The organism is Sediminibacillus massiliensis, from assembly GCF_900156915.1.
Classification (GTDB): domain Bacteria; phylum Bacillota; class Bacilli; order Bacillales; family Amphibacillaceae; genus Sediminibacillus_A; species Sediminibacillus_A massiliensis.
Genome location: NZ_LT732535.1, coordinates 3,003,138 through 3,023,382, shown reverse-complemented (window position 1 = coordinate 3,023,382; position 20,245 = coordinate 3,003,138). Strand labels below are relative to the sequence as shown.

Here is a 20,245-nt window from a genome sequence, read left to right as displayed (position 1 = left end):
TCCTATCCCTGGATTGGCAATTCAAGGAGAACCCTTGTACCTTTGCCTGCTTCAGAAGATATTAGGCAATCCCCTCCTGCGATACGCAGCCTCTGTTTCATTGCAGCTATCCCCATTAACCTGTCTTGGTTTTTTGCATCCTGAAGATCAAAACCAGTTCCGGCGTCCTTTATCTCTACGCTCAAGGAACGTTCCTTCCATTCAATTTGAACAACGGCTTCACTTACATCGGCATATTTGGCAATATTCAACAAAGCCTCCTGGCAAGAACGGAACACGGCCATGCTCTTTTGTTCCATCATGATATGCTCGATTCCAGTGGTGCTGACATGGACAAGCACACCGAAAGTAGTTGTGAACAATTTAGCATAACTTTTGATTGCTGCATTCAAACCCAAAGTGGTCAGCGTATTTGGATACAATTCGACCGACAACAATCTGACTTCCTGAATAGTCCGATTCAACAGTTCGGACAACTGTTGCGCGTATTCTTTCAAATACGGCTGTTCGATTCCAGATTGCAGTACCTCGATTCCAGCCGACAAACTATACAGGTTTTGGTTTATACCTTCATGGAGCTCAAGTGAAATCCGCTTGATTTCCTCTTCTTGCGACTGAATGATATAGGTACTGACATGGTTTTCAGCTTTAAGCTCCATGGGTATCCTCCTTTGATTTATACGCTTTTCGTCTTGCTCTCTGTTATGTCAGTGAACACACCGGCATATTGGATTGTCTCCCCGGCATCATCTTTGATCGCATTGATTGTCAGCCACTCCAAATAATGCTTCCCGTCTTTCCGTTTATTCCATATTTCCCCTTGCCAGAAACCGTCCCTGTTTAATTTATCCCACATATGGCGGTAAAAATCTTTGGATTGTCGCCCGGAACTAAGCATGTTCGGGTTATTCCCTACTGTTTCCTGCAGCGAATATCCGGTAAGGTCCGTAAAGGCTGGATTTATGGTGACAATTCTACCATATTTATCCGTCACCATCATTCCAAGTGGTGTCGTTTCCATCACTTGGTGTGACAAGGTAAGTTTATCTTGATAGTACATCCATATAACAAGTATCAAACTGGCCAATGCCACTTGCGACAAAGCCATAAATCCGATGGCATAATGCCCCGTCAAACTGTAGAGGGAAGATAAAATCAACGGAGGAAAAAAGCCACCCAATCCGCCCATTGCAGCTACAATTCCGTTCGCTATGCCCGCCTGTTTATGGAAGTACATTGGGACAAGTTTGAAAATAACCCCATTGCCGATTCCTGCAGCGATTGCTATTGTCATACACCCGACTGTATAAAGAGTGATTGAAGGAGCAAATGACAACAACATCGCGGCAACAGTAAATCCGCCAAAGACAAACATAAGAATGATCAAGGATTGGAAGCGATCAGCCAGCCAGCCTCCGACAGGCCGCAAAAAGGTGGCCACAGCAATGAATCCGGCTGTCCGCAAACCAGCATCTACCTTATCTAAGCCGAAATTGGCTACAAGGAAATTGGGAAGGTAAACGGTGAAAGCAACAAACGAACCGAACGTAATAAAGTAAAACAAACAAAACAGCCATAACTTTTCATTTTTATAGACACCTTTCATTTGCTGCAAGAGAGGTGTTTGGACTTTCACTTCTTGTTTATCGCCAAGGAAGAAATTGGCCACAATGAATAGTCCCAGCAGAATCATATACAATTGAATCGTTGCCGACCAGCCGATGGCAGCCGCTATTACAGGGGCGGCAAACGCCGTGATTGCCGTACCGATATTCCCGGCACCGTATATACCATTCACAAATCCGTGTTTTTCTTTGCTGTAGTACTTCGGAAGTGATGTGACCCCCACAGAAAAAACGGCACCGCCGATCCCGATAAATAATCCCCCTATAAGCAAATCGGCTAACGAATCTGCGATACTAAGATAATAGACCGGAGGAATCAATAGGATGAAACTGATCATAAAAATCATCCTGGCCCCGAAGAGATTAGTCAGATACCCCATCGGAATCCGGAGTATCGAGCCTAAAATCACCGGTATTGCCGTTACCCATGCTGCCTGCTGGGAAGTGATGGAGATATCATCCAGGATAAAGGACAGCAAGGATGACAGCAGAACCCACACCATAAAACCTACCACAAGGTTGAGAGTCTGAAGTGGGAGTTGTACTTTCTTGTACATGTCATTTTCCCTCTTTCTTAATAGAGTAATATAACGCTGACTTTTCGTCATATGCAGTCCATTCCTGCCCATTCTGGTAAACAGAACCGGTCAAGGGTACTGCGATAAAGAAATGTTTATCAAAATAAATGCGGATATGGGTGTTGTCAGGGCAAAATGCCAGTTTGAAAATTTTCCTTTTCACCGCCGGAGCCCTGTCTTCCCCTTCTTTCCCATAAATGCACAACTCAACAGGTTCAGCTACGAATTTTTCTAAGTCAATCATTTTAACGGCTTCCACTAGGACGGCACCCTTTCATGACTGGTAGAACCTGAAACTGGTACCCTTGAAGGATGGTCCAAAATTTCTCGCTTGCGTGTTCTTCCAGATAGTCGATTACTTCTTGTTCGGATTTCCAGTTGCTCATCCCCTTCACCTCTGCGACAACTATTTCCGCTCCTATCTTCTCTTTCACATCCAAGTACCAATGGAGGCGTTCATTTTGAAATAGTTGTTCGAACATCGTCTTGACCTCGACAGCCAATTCCCCTGTCTTTTCGGTAATAAAGCAAAAATCCAAGTATGTTTCACTCTTAATCATGAATGCGGCGCCCCCTTTGTACTTCGTGTTTATAGATGAAAACACCGATAGGAAATAAGACGATATTGAAGCACGTATAAATAAGCACGGCGGAATAATTCTCATAAAAATATTGGTGGACGATTAACTGGGTCAAGATGATATTCAACATCAAAACAACACAAAGCCCGATAACTCCCACATACTCACGCTTCATAGCGTTTCACCCTGACTGCATATACAGCACCGTTCTGCACTTCTACAATAATTTCCGGCAGCGGACGTCTTGGCGGACCTGCCGTCGGTGCGCCGGTATGAACATCAAATTTACCGTGATGGCATGGACAGACCATCTCTTTCTCTTCTTTTACCCAGTAGACCGGGCAGCGAAGGTGAGTGCACGCGTTTTGGTAAGCGACAAATTTGTTTTTATCCAACCGTATCAGCACCGCACTATCGTGTTCACTCGGAAAGTGAAATTCCACCGAATCGCCGATGGCTATGTCTTTTATATCGACAACTTTTTGATGTGGGTATTCTTTGTCGGCCAGCCCCATCAATTCTTTCGCTGCAAGCGTGCCCCATGGCAGGGATGCAACCGCGAATACCCCAGCCGCTCCTGCCAATGTTTTCATAAAACCACGTCTATCGAGTGAACGTTCATTATTTCTATGGATATTGTGTGTATAATTGTCATCCTTGTGCAGTACCTGAGTGTTTCGATCCGTCATTGTGATATCCTCCCTTAAACAAACCTTAAAACAGTTTAGCCGTACCCTGTAATATCCCCGGAAGATTTACCGTCACATTGGTTTCTCCTTCAAGGAATGGCGTGCTTGTAAACCATTTGTCGTTTCCTGCATTATGGCTTTGTTTTTTCTGTTCAATTTCTTCTTCTGTCAACCATTGCAATGTATTCGAAGGACATACACTTGCACACATAGGCGGTATATTGTCTTTCGTCCGGTCAATACAAAGATCGCACTTATACATCAGGTTTTCTTCTTCATCAAATTTAGGAATCCCATATGGACAGGCAATCGTACAATTCTGGCACCCGATGCATTTTTCTACCAAGGCAGAGAGCACCGCCCCTGTTTCATGAATTTGGATAGCCTGCGCTGGACAGCTGCGCGCGCAGGCTGGATCGACGCAATGAAGACACATAAGCGGCATTGTCTGCCGGCTGACAAGCGGGTTTACGTCATACACGTAGTTTCGATTCCGCTGTTCATGGCCGCCGCACTGCGTACATGCGGCAAGGCAAGAACGGCACCCGATACAATTTTCCAATTCGATGTATAATTTCTTCTGCATATTAAAGCACCTTCCCGGTATTCAGTTTCTCGATCTGAGCTGCACAAGCCTTGAATTCAGGCATCCTCGAGATAGGATCAAGTGCGGGAATCGTTAGTAGATTGATAGATTGTTCATGACCGAAATGGTAAGGAACAAACACCGTGTCCTCCCGGATAGCCTCCGTGATTTTCACCTTATAGTCACTTTTCCCACGCCTCGTGAACAATCTGACTACTTCCTCATGTGCTATCCCATAACTTTCGGCGGTACGTGGGTGAACTTCCACATATGGATCCGGGCACATATCGCGCAAGAATTGAATCCTTCTTGTCTGATTGCCGGATAAATAATGGTACACGACACGGCCGGTGGTCAGCCGGAGAGGATATTCATCGCATGGCTCCTCTGCCGGCGGACGGTATGGAAGGGCGCATATTTTCGCCTTTCCATCTGGATGATAGAACTTTTTGTCCAGGAACATATGCGGTGTCCCTTTATCCTTTTCATCCCGGCATGGCCAGAATACGCCATCTTGGTCATCGATTTTATCCCAGGTTGCTCCGTAGTAATCGGCATTCCCGCCCTTAGAGGCCAGCCGGAATTCTTCTGCAACATCCCTGGCAGTCTTCAAGTGCGAAAAGTGTTTTCCTTTGCCCAATATCTCTGCCAATTCCACTTGCATAAGCCAATCAGGCTTAGATTCGCCAATCGGTTCCTGTGCTTTGTTGATCTTGATAATCCTGCCCTCCAAGTTCGTTACTGTCCCTTCATCTTCGGACCATGTAACAGAAGGGAGAATGACATCTGCAAACTCAGCAGATTCTGACATATAGAAATCAGCGCACACCATGAAATCCAGCTGTTTCAGAGCTTTCTTGACAAAATTCAGGTTCGGTGCCGACACCGCTGGATTCGAACAAAGCAGATAAAGCCCGCGGATGGTCTTTTTTTCCATCAGCTCAAACATTTCGTAAGCAGAAACGCCCGGTTGAGGCATATCTTCCGGATCGATTCCCCATACCTGACTGACCGCTTTTACGGCCTCCGGGTTGGTAATTTTCCGGTAACCCGGCAACAAGTCCGACTTCTGGCCATGTTCCCTGCCCCCCTGGCCATTTCCTTGGCCGGTAAAAGTGGCAACACCCGCTTTTGGCCGGCCGATTTTCCCGGTGACCAACGCCATATTGCAATAGGCAGAAACATTATCTACACCTTTGTGCTGCTGTTCGATTCCCCTGGCAAACATCACCACAGCGTTCGGCGCTTTTCCATAGATTTCTGCAGCCCGTTCAATCTTTTCCACCGCAACGCCTGTCAGCATGCTGGTAACCTCCGGTGTAAAGTCTTCCACTAACTCTTTCATCTCAGCAAAACCATTCGTATGTTGGGCGATAAACTCCTCATCTGTATGGCCATTTTTTATAAGTAAATGTAAGATTCCATTAGCCAAAGCCAAGTCGGTCCCGGGGCGAAGGTCCAAATGAACGTCTGCTCTTCTTGCAACAGGGGTTTCACGCGGATCCGCTACAATTAAATAACCTCCCCGCTCCTGTACGGCCCACACACGGAACATGGATGTCGGGTGGCACTCCGCTGTATTGCTTCCTGCTATAAACAAGCAATCTGTTTCATGAATGTCTGTCCAAGGGAGTGTTGATCCTCTATCCACACCGAAGGTTCTCAAAAAACCACCTGCAGCGCTGGACATACAGAACCTGCCGTTATAATCGATATACCGTGTGCCAAGAGCTACTCTTGCGAATTTGCCAGTCAGGTAACATTTTTCATTTGTCATGGAAACTCCACTGAAAACAGACAAGCTGTCCTTACCGTAGTTTGCTTGCATCTCCCCGAATTTCTCTGCAATTAACTGGTAAGCCTCCTCCCAGCTGGCCTCCCGGAAACCTTCCTTTGTCCCTTTCAATGAAGCGTCCTCGCGGATTAACGGGCGCAGGATACGATCCTTGTGATTTGTCTGCTGGTAAGCCGTCACGCCTTTTGGACACATTTTGCCGACGGTAACCGGCCAGTCATATCTCGGTTCCACCCCGACGATTTTGTTTGTCAGTGTATTCACCCTTAAGTTCATTCCGCACTGCATTCCACAATAGCTGCAATGCGTTTTGATCAGTTTTTCATTCGGATGGTTCACATTTTCTATTTCCTTAAAAAATTTATCCCTTTGCATTCTGATTTGCCTCCTTGACAGGTACTTCATGTGTTGCGAATCCCGAAAACTTGGAAATGCGGTATTTCCTGCGGCAAGGGAGACACAATTCAGCTAAATGAAAGCCTTCCTTCATTTGAAACTCAAGATTGTTTACACCTAAAACGTCGATAACATCATTGGATTGTTCTGTTGATACAAAGCCTTCCCCGCATACTTTGCAGGTTTTCGTTGATTTTTTTGCATAATGTTCGCGATAATTCCTGGCGAAAACACTCAACGGACGGAAAGGGATATGGGCAAGCTTTCCGAAAGGCAGATAAATCAGTGTGATAATCACGGAATATTGATGAATCAAGGACATCGCATAATGTCCTGCTCCGTGTAGAAATACATTGATAAAAGTCAACGCCAAGCCGGTAATACTGATAAAAAGCAAAAGATACAATGGCAAGAAGTCATACATGAATTGCTGTTCGGCTCTTGCCTGCAGGTTTTTCAAACGACGGTATAGCGCCATACACACCCCGGTAATAACCATGAGTGCACTGAAATTCAAAGCATTGTAAGAGAAAAAAGCGATGATGCCATCGGCAGGAACTGTCATGATGTCGATCCCCATGCCGACAATGGTGTAGTAGCCGCCCTCTTCCATGGTGAAATACATCCACCCAAACACAAGTGGAAAGGTGACAAAGCAGGAAATGATACATCCCCAGCCAATCATCATGTGCTGTGCCCATCGGTAAATTCCCCGATTCCAAATAAATTTATAGGTAGCCAAGTGATTGACCGATGTTTTTGGGGTTGATTTACGAAACAATAATTTGATTCCTTTTTTGATCATAATCTTTGTCGGTGGTCTTTCTCCCCACGCAATGAAGCGGTAGAAAAAACCGCCCAGAAACACTAAAGTTCCTATCATATATCCATAAAGATTCAAATCGACATGTGTAAACATTCTCGTACCGATAAACGACAAGATGACCAATGCACTTACAGCCACGAACATGGATTTAGCAAAATGGGAAGCAAAAGCGTTGTTGATGGTATTCTTTGTTTTCTCCGGCTCTTTCAGTGGTTCTCTGATCGGTTCTTTTATCCTGATATCTTCCATTTGAACGACTCCTTAAGGCAATTTTCTTTTGTATGCCAATTCATATTTCTATTATAGAAACCCTTGCTCTCTTTCTGTATCGGGGAAGTTCCTCATCTTTCGGGGGAAATTCCCCTATTATTATTTCGCAGGGAACTTTTTGCTTATATGAACATATGTTAATATAAGCATATAGACAAAATAACGAACCATAATTGGAGGTAATCTAATGGATATGGAAGATAAGTATGAAGAACTTGATGAAGAAACATTGTTCATCGTTTCCCAAACCTTTAAGGCATTAGGCGATCCCACCCGGATCAAGATTCTTCATTTGTTGTTCAATCAAGAATACTCCGTAAATGATATAGCTGAAACACTGAAGCTGCGTCAATCGACCGTGTCCCATCAGCTTCGCTTTTTAAAAAACCTCCGGCTGGTAAAGAACAGAAGGGAAGGGACCACTATTTACTATTCACATGATGACGAACATGTAATGACCGTGTTGAACCAGACAATTCAACATGCACTGCATACATGATAAAGCTAAGTTCGGATAATGGAAGGAGAGATGCAAATGGGACATGGACATGATCATAACCATGCACATGGAGCAAACAAAAAAGCCTTGTTGATCAGTTTCTTTATTACGACCGGGTACATGGTGATCGAAGCTGTCGGCGGTTTTCTTACTAACAGTCTGGCACTTTTGTCGGATGCGGGGCACATGTTAAGCGATTCCGTTTCATTAGGGGTGGGCGTCCTGGCATTTGTACTGGGTGAAAAGGTGGCGAATTACAGCAAGACTTATGGGTATAAACGGTTTGAGATACTAGCGGCATTATTCAACGGTGTGACCCTTACCTTGATTTCTTTATATATTTTTTATGAAGCTTATCACCGTTTTATCGATCCGCCGGAAGTGGCCTCCATTGGGATGCTATCGATCGGGATAATTGGATTAGTTGTCAATATAGTCGTTGCGTGGATCCTCCTGAAAGGAGATACAGAGGAAAATCTTAATCTGAGAGCTGCATTCCTGCATGTGGTGGGCGATTTGTTAGGATCTGTCGGCGCTGTCGTTGCAGCATTGCTGATTATGTTCTTCCAGTGGGGATGGGCAGATCCTTTGGCAAGTGTCATCGTTGCCATCCTCGTACTGATAAGCGGTTGGCGTGTAACGAAGGATGCTGTTCACGTATTGATGGAAGGAACCCCAAAGAATATCGAATTGGATGATATCATCCGTACCATCGAAAACATCCCGGAAATATGCGGTATTCACGACTTGCATGTATGGAGCATAACCAGCGGCCAAAATGCCATGTCATGCCACGCTGTCGTGAGCGGCGAGCTGTCGATTCACGACAGCCAGAGGTTACTCCGATTGATTGAACACGAATTAGAACATAAAGGCATCGGGCATGTCACGGTTCAAATGGAAAACAAGGATCACCCCCACGAGGACTCCCTCATGTGCCAGAATGAACACACAGACCATAACCACCAACATTAAAAACAGGAGCAGGGGCGCCAGCCCTTACTCCTGTTTCTCTTTTTTATCAATTTCAGATGTTGCACCAAGCCCTTCACCGAGATGGACTAGCGATTGGTTCACTTTCCACACATAATACAAATGATGGATCAAATCTCCTTTCGCTTCCTGCCTGCCAGGGGCTAGCTTTTCGATCCTCTCTCGGTGCCGTTCAAGCTTGTAAAGAGTCCCCGAGGTATTCTCCCCGTTAATCAAGGCTCTGAGTACGCCGATATTATGTCCCAAAACCTGTTCCATTTGTTCTAGGTCCTCATTTAATTCTTCCGGATATTCGAAGTTTTTCTGATAGGAAGAGGCAACCAGATGCTTGGCATAATAATTTATTGCCGAAAATATGGCAATAGAGTTAGGGACATCTGACCGAAACAGTAGACCCGGCTGCTGAAGGAGCGGGTGTGCCTGGTCCCTCATAATTTGAAGCTTCTTGTCCATCTCAAAAGCATTATCTGAAAGTTCTTTTACATTTACCTCTTCCCGGAAACTGCGTACGTATATTGTTACATAAGAACTGAGCTCTGCCAGATATTCATCAATAGCATCTGCCACCCTGTCTTTTGTTCTCTTTGGCAGGACAACCGCTGATACACCAAAAGCGATGGCCGCCCCGGCAATAGTATCCAAAACTCGAGCACCCATCAGCTGTATACTAATGCCACCCAACAATATATCGTACATAAATGCGATCAACATGGTGATGAACAAGCTCATCAGCGTATAGGAAACCGTGAACAGGTAGAAGGCCAGGAACACGACTAGAAAAATCAAGACCACTTCCAAAGCGGACTGACCTGACAAGCCATTTGCCAGCCCGAAACCGATAATCGCTCCGAAAATAGTTCCTACAGAACGCTGAAATCCCTTTACGTATGTCCGGCCTACCAACTCTGTTCCTAATAAAACAATAAATGCAGTCAGGATGACCCAGTATGGCTGAATAGGTGAAATGATATAACCAACGATGATGGAAATCGTCCCGGCGACAAGGGCCTGATATGCCTTTTTGGTTGTGGGCTTCAGGCCACGTTCCTTGTCCTCTGTCTCTTCGTTCACTTCTTCGATATTCTCTTTAACTTGCGCCCTGTCTTCCGGCTTAAATTCGGTAAGTGACTGCTGAATGCGAAATGCCGCTTCAATGACATGGTTGGCAATCGATTCAATTCGGCGGATCAAGTACAACCATCCGCCGGGTCTGTTACCTTCATTTAAAAGCTCCCCAAGCGCCAGCCTGGTCGTTTGAATGGCTTTTTCCGCTTCCAATAAATTCTGTTGTTTATAATCCGGGGCAAGCACTTCCACATCCCGTAAAGATTGAATGATCCAGACAAGCAGCCTTCTTATTTCATGGGTTTGAAAGGCATCCGCTTTCTTCAGCCTTTGCACAGAGTCCGCCAGCGTTTGAACCAACATCGCTGCATCGAATACATAGAGTCTGATTTGTGAAACCGATAAACCCGGCCAGACTTTATCTACATCTTCCTCGTTTAAATCACCTGATACGTTCCGGGCATAATCTCCGAGAAGATCAACATTCTTATCCAATATCTTCTTCCACTTTTCATCCACTTCACCTTCCTGAATCATACGGATGATCAGATTGAAGGTAAGGTTTGCCTGTATGTGGAAAGAACGCATACTTTTATTCAGAATCTGGGCGGAATTTTTGAATAGAAGAAAATTGTATAAGAAGGCATAGCTGATTCCAATTACCGCTCCAAGATAAAACCATGGAAATTGGGTTGGGTCCAGCATTAAAAAGGATGATATATAAACAGTGAAAAATGCAATCATGCCAAGAGAAAAATACCTGCTACCGAATCTGGAAAAGTAAAAAGCACTAAAAATAACCAGAACCATCAGGGTTCCAACATAATAAGGGTTTCCTCCCAATAACGATCCTACCGTAATACCCACCGAGGCGGAGACTGCCATTAAGATGGTTGTTACCTTTTTTTCTTTCTCTGTATCGTCCATTACAGCCATTATTGCCATCATGCCGGCCATTCCGGAAATAATAGCAGGAGTCAGCAAATCGGAGCCGCTTGCACGCAAAATAAACAGCATCGTGAAAACCGCCGAAATCAGACTAAGGGTTGCTTTCCCTGCCTGCTGTAATCTTTTTCTCCCTGGATCAGAAGCAATCAATCTTCCAATCCAATGATACTTTATTTGTAAGTGCTTCATGATTCCATCAACCTTTGCTGTATAAATAAGAAAGATTCCTTCTGTAAAAAATGATACTATGGTGACAGACTTTCGTCGACTAATAAGCGGTATAGCTCCCCTTACTTTTCAAAAACAAATAAAAAAAATATAGAAAAGGGTATCTTTCTCTTGTCGGGCATGCTATAATCAAATTAATTATTGTTGTTCGGTATATGATTGTAATGAAAGAAGAAAAAACTTTTAAGTGATTATCGTCTTGAACGATTATGTAGGGCAAGAATAGTAATATTATGTGCTAAATGCACTTGGAGGAATACACATGAATAATGGTACAGTAAAATGGTTCAACGCAGACAAAGGTTTCGGTTTCATCGAAGTTGAAGGTGGAGACGACGTATTCGTTCACTTCTCTGCAATTCAAGGCGAAGGTTTCAAAACATTAGACGAAGGTCAACAAGTTTCTTTCGATATCGAAGAAGGCAACCGTGGACCACAAGCAGCTAACGTTGTAAAAGCGTAACTGACTTAAACAAAAGGTTCTTCCCGACCAGGGAAGGCCTTTTTTTGTTGCCGTCAACTCAACTGTTTTCGTTACAACCTGCCATTCTTTATTTCTAATCATTAATTGTGCATACTAAAGGCACTATTACACAAGGAGGAGAAAAAAGATGGAATCTGATCATAATATCGTTATAATCACAGGTGGTTCAGCCGGGATCGGCTTAGCATTGGCAGAAAGGTTTTTAAACAATGACAACGAAGTAATTATCGTCGGGAGACGGAAGGAGAAGTTGGAAGAGGCAAAATCAAAGTTTCCACGTTTACATACTCGTGTCTGTGATGTCAGCCAGGAGAAGGAACGCCTCGACTTATTTGAATGGGTTAAAACCAACTTTCCAAAGCTTAACATGCTGATAAATAATGCAGGGATCCAGCAAAGATCCAATCTGATGCAGGAAGGCGATAATTGGAAAAAGTTCGATAAAGAGATTTCCATTAACGTGGATGGGCCAATCCACCTATCGATGCTGTTCGCACCCTTCCTTGCCAACCAGCCAAATCCGGCCATCATCAATGTTTCCTCTGGACTTGCACTTACTCCAGGAGCCTGGGTACCGGTCTATAGTGCAACCAAGGCAGCACTGCACTCTTTCACAGTATCCCTCCGGCTCCAGTTGGCAGAAACAGGGATACATGTCGCAGAAATCCTCCCGCCTGCAGTCAATACCGATTTAGGAGGAACAGGGCTGCATACCTTCGGGGCCCCGCTGCAAGATTTTGCCGACTCTGTTTTCGCACGTTTGCTGAAAGGCGATGTAGAGATCGGCTACGGCGATTCCGAAGCCAGGCTGCATGCTTCCATGGATGAAATCCGTACAAGGACGGAAAAAGCCTGGAGCAACTTCCAGACTAACAATCCTGATTTTCTCGACTAATATCATTTAAAAGGTATCAATAGTAACGGGTTCTCTTTTTGTAAAAAATTACAAATGGACGGTAAAAAAACAATAGATTTAGCTACCGAATAAACAAGTAAAAACACAATATAATCAGCACTGAAAAACGCTCAGGAATTTTTAAATCCAGAGCGTTTCTTTTTATTGTCTCCTTTAACCAACGCTCCCCTTATTTGAAGAATTTTAAGAATTTATTTTGCTTATGATTATCTTTCTATACATACCGTTAAACATTATGGGTGTATCTTCATGAATAGATACAGACTCTTTGTTTTTCTCATACAATCTCTCAAAGCTTATACCGATATCAGTACCTAGTAACTTGATTAAAGGTCTAATCGATTTCTTCAAAGGAGAAAGTTTCTTCTCTTTAGGTAAAAATTTATCAAAAATAATAATCTTCCCATTTGGTTTTAAAACTCTAATCATCTCTTTTATACATTTATCTGCGTCAGGAACAACCGTTAAAACAAGACTTCCTACTACAACATCAAATTGATTAACATTAAAACTCATTTTTTGAGCATCCATTTTTAAAAACTGTATCGAAGAATCTTTGAATTTAGCTTTTGCCTTTTCAAGCATTTCATTAGAGTAGTCTATTGCTGTAATATTTAAATCTTTACGATCGATTAGTTCCAAATCAGCCCCTGTTCCTACACCGACAAAAAGTATATTATTATTTTCTTCAAACTTATTCCCTTGAAATATTTTTTTACGAGCTTCTAGAAACTTCCCTGAATTAAAAAAACTATCATACATAGGGGACCAAATTTTATATATTATTTCATTCCAACGATTGTCCATTTTTCACCTCGTCATTTAAAACATCTTATTCTTCACTCCTTTTAAACTTCCTCAATAAATTCTTTTAAAGAGTAAAGCGTATTTCCATTTCTGCCAACAGTGGTTTCTGCCGTTACCATGGAATTTAGTATCGCTTCTTCTGTCGCTTCCACAGAAGCCATAAAAGCCTGGTCGATATCATCTTCCGGCAGCATCTGCAAAGACTGGAGTTCGCCCTGATCATGTTTGATCTGGTTGGCAGTCGAAAAACCAATGACGATGTCTCCACTGCCATTTCCGAAAATGGAACCAGTTCTCGCCAGGCCGGCCCCTGAACGTTTGATAATGCGCTTCATTTGGCGTGAACTAACAGGCAGATCTGTTGCAACGATGATCATAATCGATCCTTTGTCTTGCTCATCTATAGCTTTTGAGAATTTCCGGACTAATCTTCGGCCCACCTGGTCTCCATTTAAAATAAAGTTCTCCATGCTGCCAAAATTGGAAAGCACGAGTACCCCAAGTGTATAGTTCCCATAAGAAAGCGGAATCTTTCTCGACGCAGAACCAATCCCGCCTTTCAATCCGAAACACTTCATTCCTGTACCTGCACCAACTCCTCCTTCCTCAAAATCGAAAGTCGCCGTTCTCAACGCCTCTATCACGTGTTCTTCTCTGACAGCAAGTGACCTGATATCATTGAGAAACATATCATTACACTCTCCCACTATCGGGTTGATGGTCCCCGTCGTCCTCCCGATTTGCTCATTTTCATCTAGCATATATCTTACGAGACTCGTCATGCATTGACCGACTCCAAAAGTATTTGTTAGTAGGATAGGTGTTTCGATCACTCCTAGTTCGTCAAGTTGAACCAGTCCGGCAGTCTTTCCAAATCCGTTCACGACATAGGATGCACCCGTCACTTTGTTTTCAAAGATATTCCTCTGATGCGGAATAATAGAAGTGACACCTGTGTTTATATCTCCATTACGGACGGTTGAATGTCCGACTGCAACACCTTGTACATCTGTTATTTTGTTCTGGCTTCCTGGTTCAAGGTTGCCTATTTTCACACCAAAATCCCTTATTCTGTTCTGCAATTCTTTATCCCCCTATTGGAAAAATCATGGCTGACTGTTTGTGAAATGATCGAATACGACTTTGCTAATACTGGCAATGGCATTGTCTTGTTCCTTTGGCTGAATGCCGGTTGTGAATACACTGATTGTATATGATCCGTCCGGCAGATAGACAATCCCGACATCATTGGCGACCTGAAAAAGGGAACCGGATTTGCTTGCCACTTTAACTTGCGGTGGCAGTTCCCCGCCAATTCTATTTTGAAAGTGCTGTCTTGACATGATATCAAGGATTTGATTACAAGAATCGGCAGCAAGACCTTCATGGTCGGTTATTTTCCGCAGGAGATGCGCCATGTCGTTCGGGGACATGAGATTATTATCTTTCACATCACGCTGATAGACTTTGCTGCTCTGGTCAACTTCTTCGTATGTAAGCCTTCTCTCCAATTCTATATAGTCGGCGGATTGACGTGCACCTGGACTCATTCCAACAGACAGGCAAAGCAACTCCCAAATGGATTGCCGGACAAATGTGCTCTGCAGGCTCTGGCTTCTCATGAATCCTTCCACTTTCTCCATTCCAATCATGGTCAGTAGTTTGTCTGTAGCCAGGTTGTCACTTACCACAATCATCAAGGTGGCAAGGTCCTTTACGGTTACTTCCAGTCCCGGCTGCATTTCCTGGAGAACGCCCGAACCCGGGACAAAGTCCTCATTTTCTATTCGCACCCTTTCTTCCAAACCAATCAATCCCTGTTCCGCCAGTTTATATAACGCACATAAAATCGGTACTTTTATAGTACTGGCCGTTTGATATAGACGGTCACCATTTATGGAAGCATGCTCGCCTGTTTGAAGATGTTCCACGGTCACCCCTACTTCACCTTCTATCCTTTCCAGTGTTTGCTCTAATTTCATTTGTAAAGACATCATTTCCCATCTCCCTTAATAATTAATATATAATAAATATAGATGACTTTCTATTCGGAAAATTCTGAGGAGTGTAGACATGAAAGAAATAATTATTGGTATCATTGCATCCATGTTTTTTGCGGTTACGTTCATTTTGAACCGTTCAATGGAACTTGATGGCGGAAGCTGGTTGTGGAGTTCTTCTTTGAGGTTTTTATTTATGGTTCCTTTTTTATTGCTTATTGTACTGGTAAGACAAAACATGAAACAAGTATTCATTGAAATGGCCAGAAAGCCTCTGCAATGGCTTGTCTGGAGCTCGGTTGGATTTGGGTTATTCTACGCCCCATTGACCTTTGCTGCCTCTTACGGGCCGGGATGGCTTGTAGCAGGCACATGGCAGCTGACGATTATTGCCGGAATTCTAGTGACACCTTTATTCCATGAAATGATCCAAACACCGGCAGGACCGAAAGCAGTCAGAAAGAAAGTACCATTGAAGGCACTGTCGCTTTCCTTGATTATATTATTCGGGGTGGCGCTCATCCAGTTGCAAAAGGCTGACGGTTTCCAAATACAAGAATTGGCTGTCGGCGTCCTGCCCGTCACCATTGCCGCTTTCGCGTATCCGCTCGGGAACCGGAAAATGATGGAAGTCTGCGGCGGGAGGCTGGATACATTCCAGCGCGTTTTCGGTATGACTTTAGCAAGCCTTCCCTTTTGGATCATCATAGGGACGTTCGGATTCATACAGGCCGGTTCACCGTCTTCAAGCCAGGTGTTCCAGTCCTTCATCGTGGCGGTTTGTTCAGGTGTCATAGCAACTACTTTGTTTTTTATCGCTACAGACAGAGTGAGAGAGCACCAGGAACGCCTGGCATCTGTAGAAGCAACCCAGTCCACCCAGGTATTGTTTGTAATTGCCGGGGAAGTGATGTTGCTATCCAGTCCACTACCAAATTATTGGGCACTCGCAGGGTTGCTGTTTATCATCATTGGCATGGTTCTTCACAGCTTTTATACCAATAACCTGATTCGGGTTCACAACCGTCAGCTTCAGTATAAAAAAGTCAAATGAGCAGCAGCTTTCAATAGCCTTCATTAACCAACTTAAAGGAATCGATAAACTTCCGGGGCGTGGATTTGACTGGATAGGTGTATACTCCTTTATTTGTATGGAGATAAAGGAGACCTCCCTTATTTCCAATCGACCTGTACGACATGTCCATCACTTGGGATAGCGGGAATTCATGATATTTCGTGACCACTTTGTCCCGATACAGATGGATATACCGTTCATGCTCTATTTGTTTTTGTTCTAGTCCTGTTACATGCCTTTCCACTTTTATATAGGGATGGGAGGCAATCAGTGACATACTTTTCCTCCTTTAACGAGTTTATTGAACAAACGTTTGATCAACAAGGGCAGCTTCCCACTATTCCTGGGATTGCCCTTGCGATTTACATAAACACATTTTTTTCAATCTGTTTCATCTTATAAAAATATCCTTTCCGATTCATGAGCTGTTCATAAGAACCAGATTCGATAATGCGCCCCTGGTCCATGACAAGGATTTGATTCATTTTCTCCAATCCTGTTAAACGATGACTGATCAGGATTAATGTCTTTCCCTTCATATGATGGAACAAATGGTCAAAAATCCGCTTCTCTGTCAATGCGTCGACAGAAGAGGTCGGCTCATCCAAAAGCCAAAAAGGTTTGTCCTTCAGCAATGCCCGCACCATTGCTAGGCGCTGTTTTTCTCCCCCTGACAGGTTTTCCCCTTTTTCATAAACCATATCGTTCAAATCGATATATTCCAAGCCAACCAATGTTAATAGATCAGCAAGTTTTTCTTCATTGGTGTCAACCATATCCGGCATCAGAAGGTTCTCTTTTACTGTGCCATAGAAATAATGGTTTTCTTGCAAGACGACATTGGTGAAATCCCAAATATCTTCTTCCTTGATTTGTTCTATCGGCTCTCCATTTAATTGAATTTCCCCATGATCAGCTGTCCCGAACTTCAATAGCAGCTCTGCTAGAGTAGATTTTCCAGACCCGCTCGGTCCGACAATCGCCGTTTTGGATGCCGCTTCTAATCTTAAAGATAAACCGATCAGCGTTTGGCGTGTTTCTCCAGGATAAGTAAACGATACATTTTTCAGTTCGACCGATGGCCCCTTACCCGTTGTAAAAGGGCTCTCTATATAAAATTCGGGCTGTCTTTGACTTTCTCCTTCGACTACTGAGAACAACCGTGTTGCCGCCCGCCGGTTATCTTCCAAATAATTCGGCAGGACCGCCATAGGTGCGGCGTTTTCAAACACAGTAAGCGAAATCATAACCAGCATAGCAAGTAATATCCCCTCCAACTGCCCCCCAATTACAAGGTAACTTCCCAAGGCGAGTACGGCCCACGATATCCCCATGGAAACAAATGTGTTGAGTGATTCGCTGAGCGCCGCTTGTTTTTTTTCTTTTTTCTGTTCCTGAACATATGCATTAGCCAGCTGTTCCAGATTTTGCTCCTTTGTTTCTAGCTTTCGGTAAATCTTCAAATCTCTGAACCCCTGAAAAAATTCCGCCACTTCCGCTGACAATACTGACCTGTGTTCCCTAACATGCTCGACCTGTCTTTTCCGAAGCACCATCACCAAGGTAGGGATGATAAACCCTGTTAAAAAAAGGCCTGTCAACAACAATAAAGCAACATAAATGGAGTAAAAGGAGGTGAAGACAATCGTACTTAGAAAGACAATTACCAGGACAATAGGTGGATAAAGCACTCTCAAAAACAAATCCTGCAAGCTTTCTACATCCCCTACTACTCTGGAAAGAAGATCCCCGACCCGATAACGCTGAAAAACTCTCGGTGCTATCGGCTCCAGTTTTTCATAAAAAGAGACTCGGAGGTTACCTAGGATGGTAAAAGTAGCCCTGTGAGAAAAGTAACGTTCTGCATATCTGGCCAGGGCTCTGACAAACCCAAGAAGTTTGACGACAGCGACTGTCACCGTGAGAGCATATAAAGGCGGAGCAAAAGCTGCTTTGGAGATTAAATAGCCACTCGCTGCAAAGAGCCCTACAGCTGCGATACCAGCAATAAACCCGAATAGAATGGAATAGACAATATCCTTCTTTTCTGCGAGCATCTGGTTGATTATAAAAGCTAAATCCTTCATCCCGTCTCCTCTCCTTGCTGTACATTGACCATCGATTGATACTCCTTCACCTTTTCCATTAATTCATGATGATTACCGCACCCTTTCAGTCTGCCATTTTCAAGGAAGAGAATCTTATCGGCATTTTTAATCGTATGAAGGCGATGGGCTACCGTAATAATTGTTGCCCCCTGAGCCAGTTCATGGATGGCATCCTGTACTATTTGCTCCGTCCTAAGGTCAAGACCTGTTGTCGGTTCATCAAATAAGACGACCGAAGGATTTTTATAGAAAGCCCTTGCCACAGCTATACGCTGTTTTTCCCCTCCGGAAAGGCCCCTTCCTGCTTCACCGATTCGTGTTTCGTACCCGTCTTTCAGCGACTGAATGAGCTCTGAGAGACCGGCTTTTTCCGCTGCCTCTTTCACTCTTTCCATGGAAGGGATTCCCGTACCGGTTATCGCTATATTATCTGCGATGGTTCCTGAAAAAAGATAAGGCTGTTGCGAAATGTACGTTATCTTACTAAACCAGTCTTCTTCCATCCATTCTGACTGCCCTTTTCCACTAATGATCACTTCCCCTTCCGACGGTCTAATAAGCCCGGCAATCAAGTGGAGTAACGTTGTTTTCCCTGACCCGCTCCTGCCTATGATGGCTGCCTGACTGTACGGCTCGAAAACTGCTTGAATATCAGATAGGCTAAAACCATCCTCTTCATATTGGAAGCTTGTGCTTTTCAGTTCAATTTCCGGGGGTGCTTGACCGGGCAGACGATTATGTCCCCAGTTAACATCTCTTGCCGGTATTTTCAGTTCATCCAGCACTTTATTGGCTGCCCCCATGCTGGTCCTGCCCGTATGAAAGGCGCTTCCCATTTCCTTCAGCAAGGAATAAAACTCGGGTACCAGTACAAGGATGAAAAAAGCGGTGAAAAAGGTCAGACTCTGAAATACGACCAGCCTGATTGCAATTTCCAGAGCAACGAGTCCGATACTGAGCATGGAAATGAACTCGAGCATCAGGGAAGATACAAATGCTATCCTCAACACTTCCATCGTTGTGTCCCGAAACTGATAACTGCTGGTTCGGATTGCTTCTTTTTGCTGTTTGGCTTTGCCATATAATTTCAGGGTGATCAAACCTTGGAGCGTGTCTACAAACTTACCGGCAAATGCCGCCAGCTTATCCAGCTGTTCCTCTGATTTCTTTTTCGTTTTTATTCCGATCATTATCATGAAAAAGGGAATGAAAGGAGCAGTAATGACTATTATCAACCCGGAATAAACATGTTGAGAAAATACAACTACCAACAACATAATCGGTATAACGGCAGCTTGGATCATCTGGGGAATATACTGGCTGAAATAACTATCGACCCCATCGACAGCATCCATTATGACACTTACTTTCTTTCCCGACTGCCCTTTAAGAGCAGCCTGAACAGGAATGGCGGAATACCGGGAGAAAAGAGACTCCCGCAATTCCGCTTTGGCTCTTGCCGACATTTCAGCTCCGATCCAGCCATTTAAATAAGTGATAACCGCTCTGGTCAGTAAAATTGCCGCCAGTATGGCTAAAGAAGGAACAAGAGCATCGAAGGCCTCGCCTTTCAAAAAAGCACGGTCTATGACGATGACGAAAAAATAGGCTTGGCCGATGATAATGAACCCTTTCAGAAAAGCCGATACAATAAGCAAAATCATACTCGCTTTCTGTTTAAAAGCCATTTTCAAAAGCTGATTCATATACGCTTTACGCTCCTAACCACTTGTTTGACATGATGATGCCTTTAGATGCCTTCATTATAAAAGATTT

21 protein-coding genes are annotated in these 20,245 nt (G+C 43.9%); 5 read left to right on the top strand and 16 right to left on the bottom strand.

Features of this window, described 5'->3' with window-relative positions:
• Positions 1–2: 2 nt before the first annotated feature.
• Genes CZ434_RS15790 through CZ434_RS15750 form a run of 9 tightly spaced genes read right to left on the bottom strand, consistent with a single transcriptional unit; the run spans position 3 to position 7,256 of the window.
• Positions 3–659 (bottom strand): sensor histidine kinase, encoded by a 657-nt coding sequence (locus CZ434_RS15790; RefSeq protein ID WP_077624030.1) that lies wholly within the window; start codon positions 657–659, stop codon positions 3–5.
• Positions 660–676: 17 nt separating this feature from the next.
• A complete protein-coding gene (locus CZ434_RS15785) occupies positions 677–2,182 on the bottom strand; it encodes a nitrate/nitrite transporter (RefSeq protein ID WP_077624029.1) in 1,506 nt (501 codons plus the stop codon).
• Between the two features lies 1 nt (position 2,183).
• Positions 2,184–2,462, bottom strand: a complete 279-nt coding sequence (locus CZ434_RS15780; RefSeq protein ID WP_245831002.1) for a hypothetical protein — start codon at positions 2,460–2,462, stop codon at positions 2,184–2,186.
• Complete coding sequence (locus tag CZ434_RS15775) at positions 2,449–2,763, bottom strand: hypothetical protein (RefSeq protein ID WP_245831001.1); 315 nt, start codon at positions 2,761–2,763, stop codon at positions 2,449–2,451. Before CZ434_RS15775 ends, CZ434_RS15780 begins: the two co-directional genes overlap by 14 nt.
• Positions 2,756–2,959 (bottom strand): hypothetical protein, encoded by a 204-nt coding sequence (locus CZ434_RS15770; protein WP_077624027.1) that lies wholly within the window; start codon positions 2,957–2,959, stop codon positions 2,756–2,758. The genes CZ434_RS15775 and CZ434_RS15770 overlap by 8 nt, the downstream gene beginning before the upstream one ends.
• On the bottom strand, positions 2,949–3,473 hold the full coding sequence (locus CZ434_RS15765) for a QcrA and Rieske domain-containing protein (protein ID WP_077624026.1): 525 nt from the start codon (positions 3,471–3,473) through the stop codon (positions 2,949–2,951). The genes CZ434_RS15770 and CZ434_RS15765 overlap by 11 nt, the downstream gene beginning before the upstream one ends.
• Positions 3,474–3,498: 25 nt before the next feature.
• A complete protein-coding gene (locus tag CZ434_RS15760) occupies positions 3,499–4,059 on the bottom strand; it encodes a 4Fe-4S dicluster domain-containing protein (protein WP_077624025.1) in 561 nt (186 codons plus the stop codon).
• A gap of 1 nt (position 4,060) precedes the next feature.
• Positions 4,061–6,229: a molybdopterin oxidoreductase family protein gene (locus CZ434_RS15755; RefSeq protein WP_077624024.1), complete on the bottom strand. Its 2,169-nt coding sequence runs from the start codon at positions 6,227–6,229 to the stop codon at positions 4,061–4,063.
• Positions 6,216–7,256: a pepsin/retropepsin-like aspartic protease family protein gene (locus CZ434_RS15750; RefSeq protein WP_077625214.1), complete on the bottom strand. Its 1,041-nt coding sequence runs from the start codon at positions 7,254–7,256 to the stop codon at positions 6,216–6,218. The genes CZ434_RS15755 and CZ434_RS15750 overlap by 14 nt, the downstream gene beginning before the upstream one ends.
• 283 nt (positions 7,257–7,539) lie before the next feature.
• On the opposite strand from CZ434_RS15750, the gene CZ434_RS15745 reads away from it, so the two are divergent.
• Both CZ434_RS15745 and CZ434_RS15740 read left to right on the top strand, forming a co-directional pair.
• Positions 7,540–7,845 (top strand): ArsR/SmtB family transcription factor, encoded by a 306-nt coding sequence (locus CZ434_RS15745; protein WP_077625213.1) that lies wholly within the window; start codon positions 7,540–7,542, stop codon positions 7,843–7,845.
• Positions 7,846–7,881: 36 nt separating this feature from the next.
• Positions 7,882–8,820 (top strand): cation diffusion facilitator family transporter, encoded by a 939-nt coding sequence (locus CZ434_RS15740; RefSeq protein WP_077624023.1) that lies wholly within the window; start codon positions 7,882–7,884, stop codon positions 8,818–8,820.
• A 24-nt stretch (positions 8,821–8,844) separates the two neighbouring features.
• On the opposite strand, the gene CZ434_RS15735 is transcribed toward CZ434_RS15740, so the two are convergent.
• On the bottom strand, positions 8,845–11,040 hold the full coding sequence (locus CZ434_RS15735) for an FUSC family protein (protein ID WP_077624022.1): 2,196 nt from the start codon (positions 11,038–11,040) through the stop codon (positions 8,845–8,847).
• A 301-nt stretch (positions 11,041–11,341) separates the two neighbouring features.
• Here CZ434_RS15735 and CZ434_RS15730 point away from each other — a divergent pair, with 301 nt between their 5' ends.
• Together CZ434_RS15730 and CZ434_RS15725 are read left to right on the top strand one after the other, a co-directional pair.
• Positions 11,342–11,542, top strand: a complete 201-nt coding sequence (locus tag CZ434_RS15730; protein ID WP_077624021.1) for a cold-shock protein — start codon at positions 11,342–11,344, stop codon at positions 11,540–11,542.
• A 148-nt stretch (positions 11,543–11,690) separates the two neighbouring features.
• Positions 11,691–12,458, top strand: a complete 768-nt coding sequence (locus CZ434_RS15725; protein ID WP_077624020.1) for an SDR family oxidoreductase — start codon at positions 11,691–11,693, stop codon at positions 12,456–12,458.
• Between the two features lie 204 nt (positions 12,459–12,662).
• Here CZ434_RS15725 and CZ434_RS15720 read toward each other — a convergent pair whose 3' ends face one another.
• The 3 genes from CZ434_RS15720 to CZ434_RS15710 are packed head-to-tail and all read right to left on the bottom strand — an operon-like array spanning position 12,663 to position 15,280.
• Entirely contained in the window at positions 12,663–13,286 is a 624-nt protein-coding gene (locus tag CZ434_RS15720) for a class I SAM-dependent methyltransferase (protein ID WP_077624019.1), read from the bottom strand.
• A gap of 41 nt (positions 13,287–13,327) precedes the next feature.
• Complete coding sequence (locus tag CZ434_RS15715) at positions 13,328–14,368, bottom strand: DmpA family aminopeptidase (protein WP_077624018.1); 1,041 nt, start codon at positions 14,366–14,368, stop codon at positions 13,328–13,330.
• A gap of 24 nt (positions 14,369–14,392) precedes the next feature.
• A complete protein-coding gene (locus CZ434_RS15710) occupies positions 14,393–15,280 on the bottom strand; it encodes a serine hydrolase (protein WP_179107290.1) in 888 nt (295 codons plus the stop codon).
• A 79-nt stretch (positions 15,281–15,359) separates the two neighbouring features.
• Here CZ434_RS15710 and CZ434_RS15705 point away from each other — a divergent pair, with 79 nt between their 5' ends.
• Positions 15,360–16,340: a DMT family transporter gene (locus CZ434_RS15705; protein WP_077624016.1), complete on the top strand. Its 981-nt coding sequence runs from the start codon at positions 15,360–15,362 to the stop codon at positions 16,338–16,340.
• Between the two features lie 10 nt (positions 16,341–16,350).
• Here the strand turns inward: CZ434_RS15705 and CZ434_RS15700 are convergent, their stop codons facing one another.
• The 3 genes from CZ434_RS15700 to cydD all read right to left on the bottom strand — a co-directional run bounded on the left by CZ434_RS15700 (position 16,351) and on the right by cydD (position 20,175).
• A complete protein-coding gene (locus CZ434_RS15700; RefSeq protein ID WP_077624015.1) occupies positions 16,351–16,638 on the bottom strand; it encodes a hypothetical protein in 288 nt (95 codons plus the stop codon).
• Between the two features lie 85 nt (positions 16,639–16,723).
• A complete protein-coding gene (gene cydC / locus CZ434_RS15695; RefSeq protein WP_077624014.1) occupies positions 16,724–18,448 on the bottom strand; it encodes a thiol reductant ABC exporter subunit CydC in 1,725 nt (574 codons plus the stop codon).
• Complete coding sequence (gene cydD / locus CZ434_RS15690) at positions 18,445–20,175, bottom strand: thiol reductant ABC exporter subunit CydD (protein ID WP_077624013.1); 1,731 nt, start codon at positions 20,173–20,175, stop codon at positions 18,445–18,447. Before cydD ends, cydC begins: the two co-directional genes overlap by 4 nt.
• Positions 20,176–20,245: the final 70 nt, after the last annotated feature.

Coding starts and splice junctions, on each gene's coding strand:
- CZ434_RS15790 (WP_077624030.1), bottom strand. CDS start 659: ATGGAGCTTAAAGCTGAAAACCATGTCAGTACCTATATCATTCAGTCG.
- CZ434_RS15785 (WP_077624029.1), bottom strand. CDS start 2,182: ATGTACAAGAAAGTACAACTCCCACTTCAGACTCTCAACCTTGTGGTA.
- CZ434_RS15775 (WP_245831001.1), bottom strand. CDS start 2,763: ATGATTAAGAGTGAAACATACTTGGATTTTTGCTTTATTACCGAAAAG.
- CZ434_RS15770 (WP_077624027.1), bottom strand. CDS start 2,959: ATGAAGCGTGAGTATGTGGGAGTTATCGGGCTTTGTGTTGTTTTGATG.
- CZ434_RS15765 (WP_077624026.1), bottom strand. CDS start 3,473: ATGACGGATCGAAACACTCAGGTACTGCACAAGGATGACAATTATACA.
- CZ434_RS15760 (WP_077624025.1), bottom strand. CDS start 4,059: ATGCAGAAGAAATTATACATCGAATTGGAAAATTGTATCGGGTGCCGT.
- CZ434_RS15755 (WP_077624024.1), bottom strand. CDS start 6,229: ATGCAAAGGGATAAATTTTTTAAGGAAATAGAAAATGTGAACCATCCG.
- CZ434_RS15745 (WP_077625213.1), top strand. CDS start 7,540: ATGGAAGATAAGTATGAAGAACTTGATGAAGAAACATTGTTCATCGTT.
- CZ434_RS15740 (WP_077624023.1), top strand. CDS start 7,882: ATGGGACATGGACATGATCATAACCATGCACATGGAGCAAACAAAAAA.
- CZ434_RS15735 (WP_077624022.1), bottom strand. CDS start 11,040: ATGAAGCACTTACAAATAAAGTATCATTGGATTGGAAGATTGATTGCT.
- CZ434_RS15730 (WP_077624021.1), top strand. CDS start 11,342: ATGAATAATGGTACAGTAAAATGGTTCAACGCAGACAAAGGTTTCGGT.
- CZ434_RS15725 (WP_077624020.1), top strand. CDS start 11,691: ATGGAATCTGATCATAATATCGTTATAATCACAGGTGGTTCAGCCGGG.
- CZ434_RS15720 (WP_077624019.1), bottom strand. CDS start 13,286: ATGGACAATCGTTGGAATGAAATAATATATAAAATTTGGTCCCCTATG.
- CZ434_RS15710 (WP_179107290.1), bottom strand. CDS start 15,280: ATGTCTTTACAAATGAAATTAGAGCAAACACTGGAAAGGATAGAAGGT.
- CZ434_RS15705 (WP_077624016.1), top strand. CDS start 15,360: ATGAAAGAAATAATTATTGGTATCATTGCATCCATGTTTTTTGCGGTT.
- CZ434_RS15700 (WP_077624015.1), bottom strand. CDS start 16,638: ATGTCACTGATTGCCTCCCATCCCTATATAAAAGTGGAAAGGCATGTA.
- cydC (WP_077624014.1), bottom strand. CDS start 18,448: ATGAAGGATTTAGCTTTTATAATCAACCAGATGCTCGCAGAAAAGAAG.
- cydD (WP_077624013.1), bottom strand. CDS start 20,175: ATGAATCAGCTTTTGAAAATGGCTTTTAAACAGAAAGCGAGTATGATT.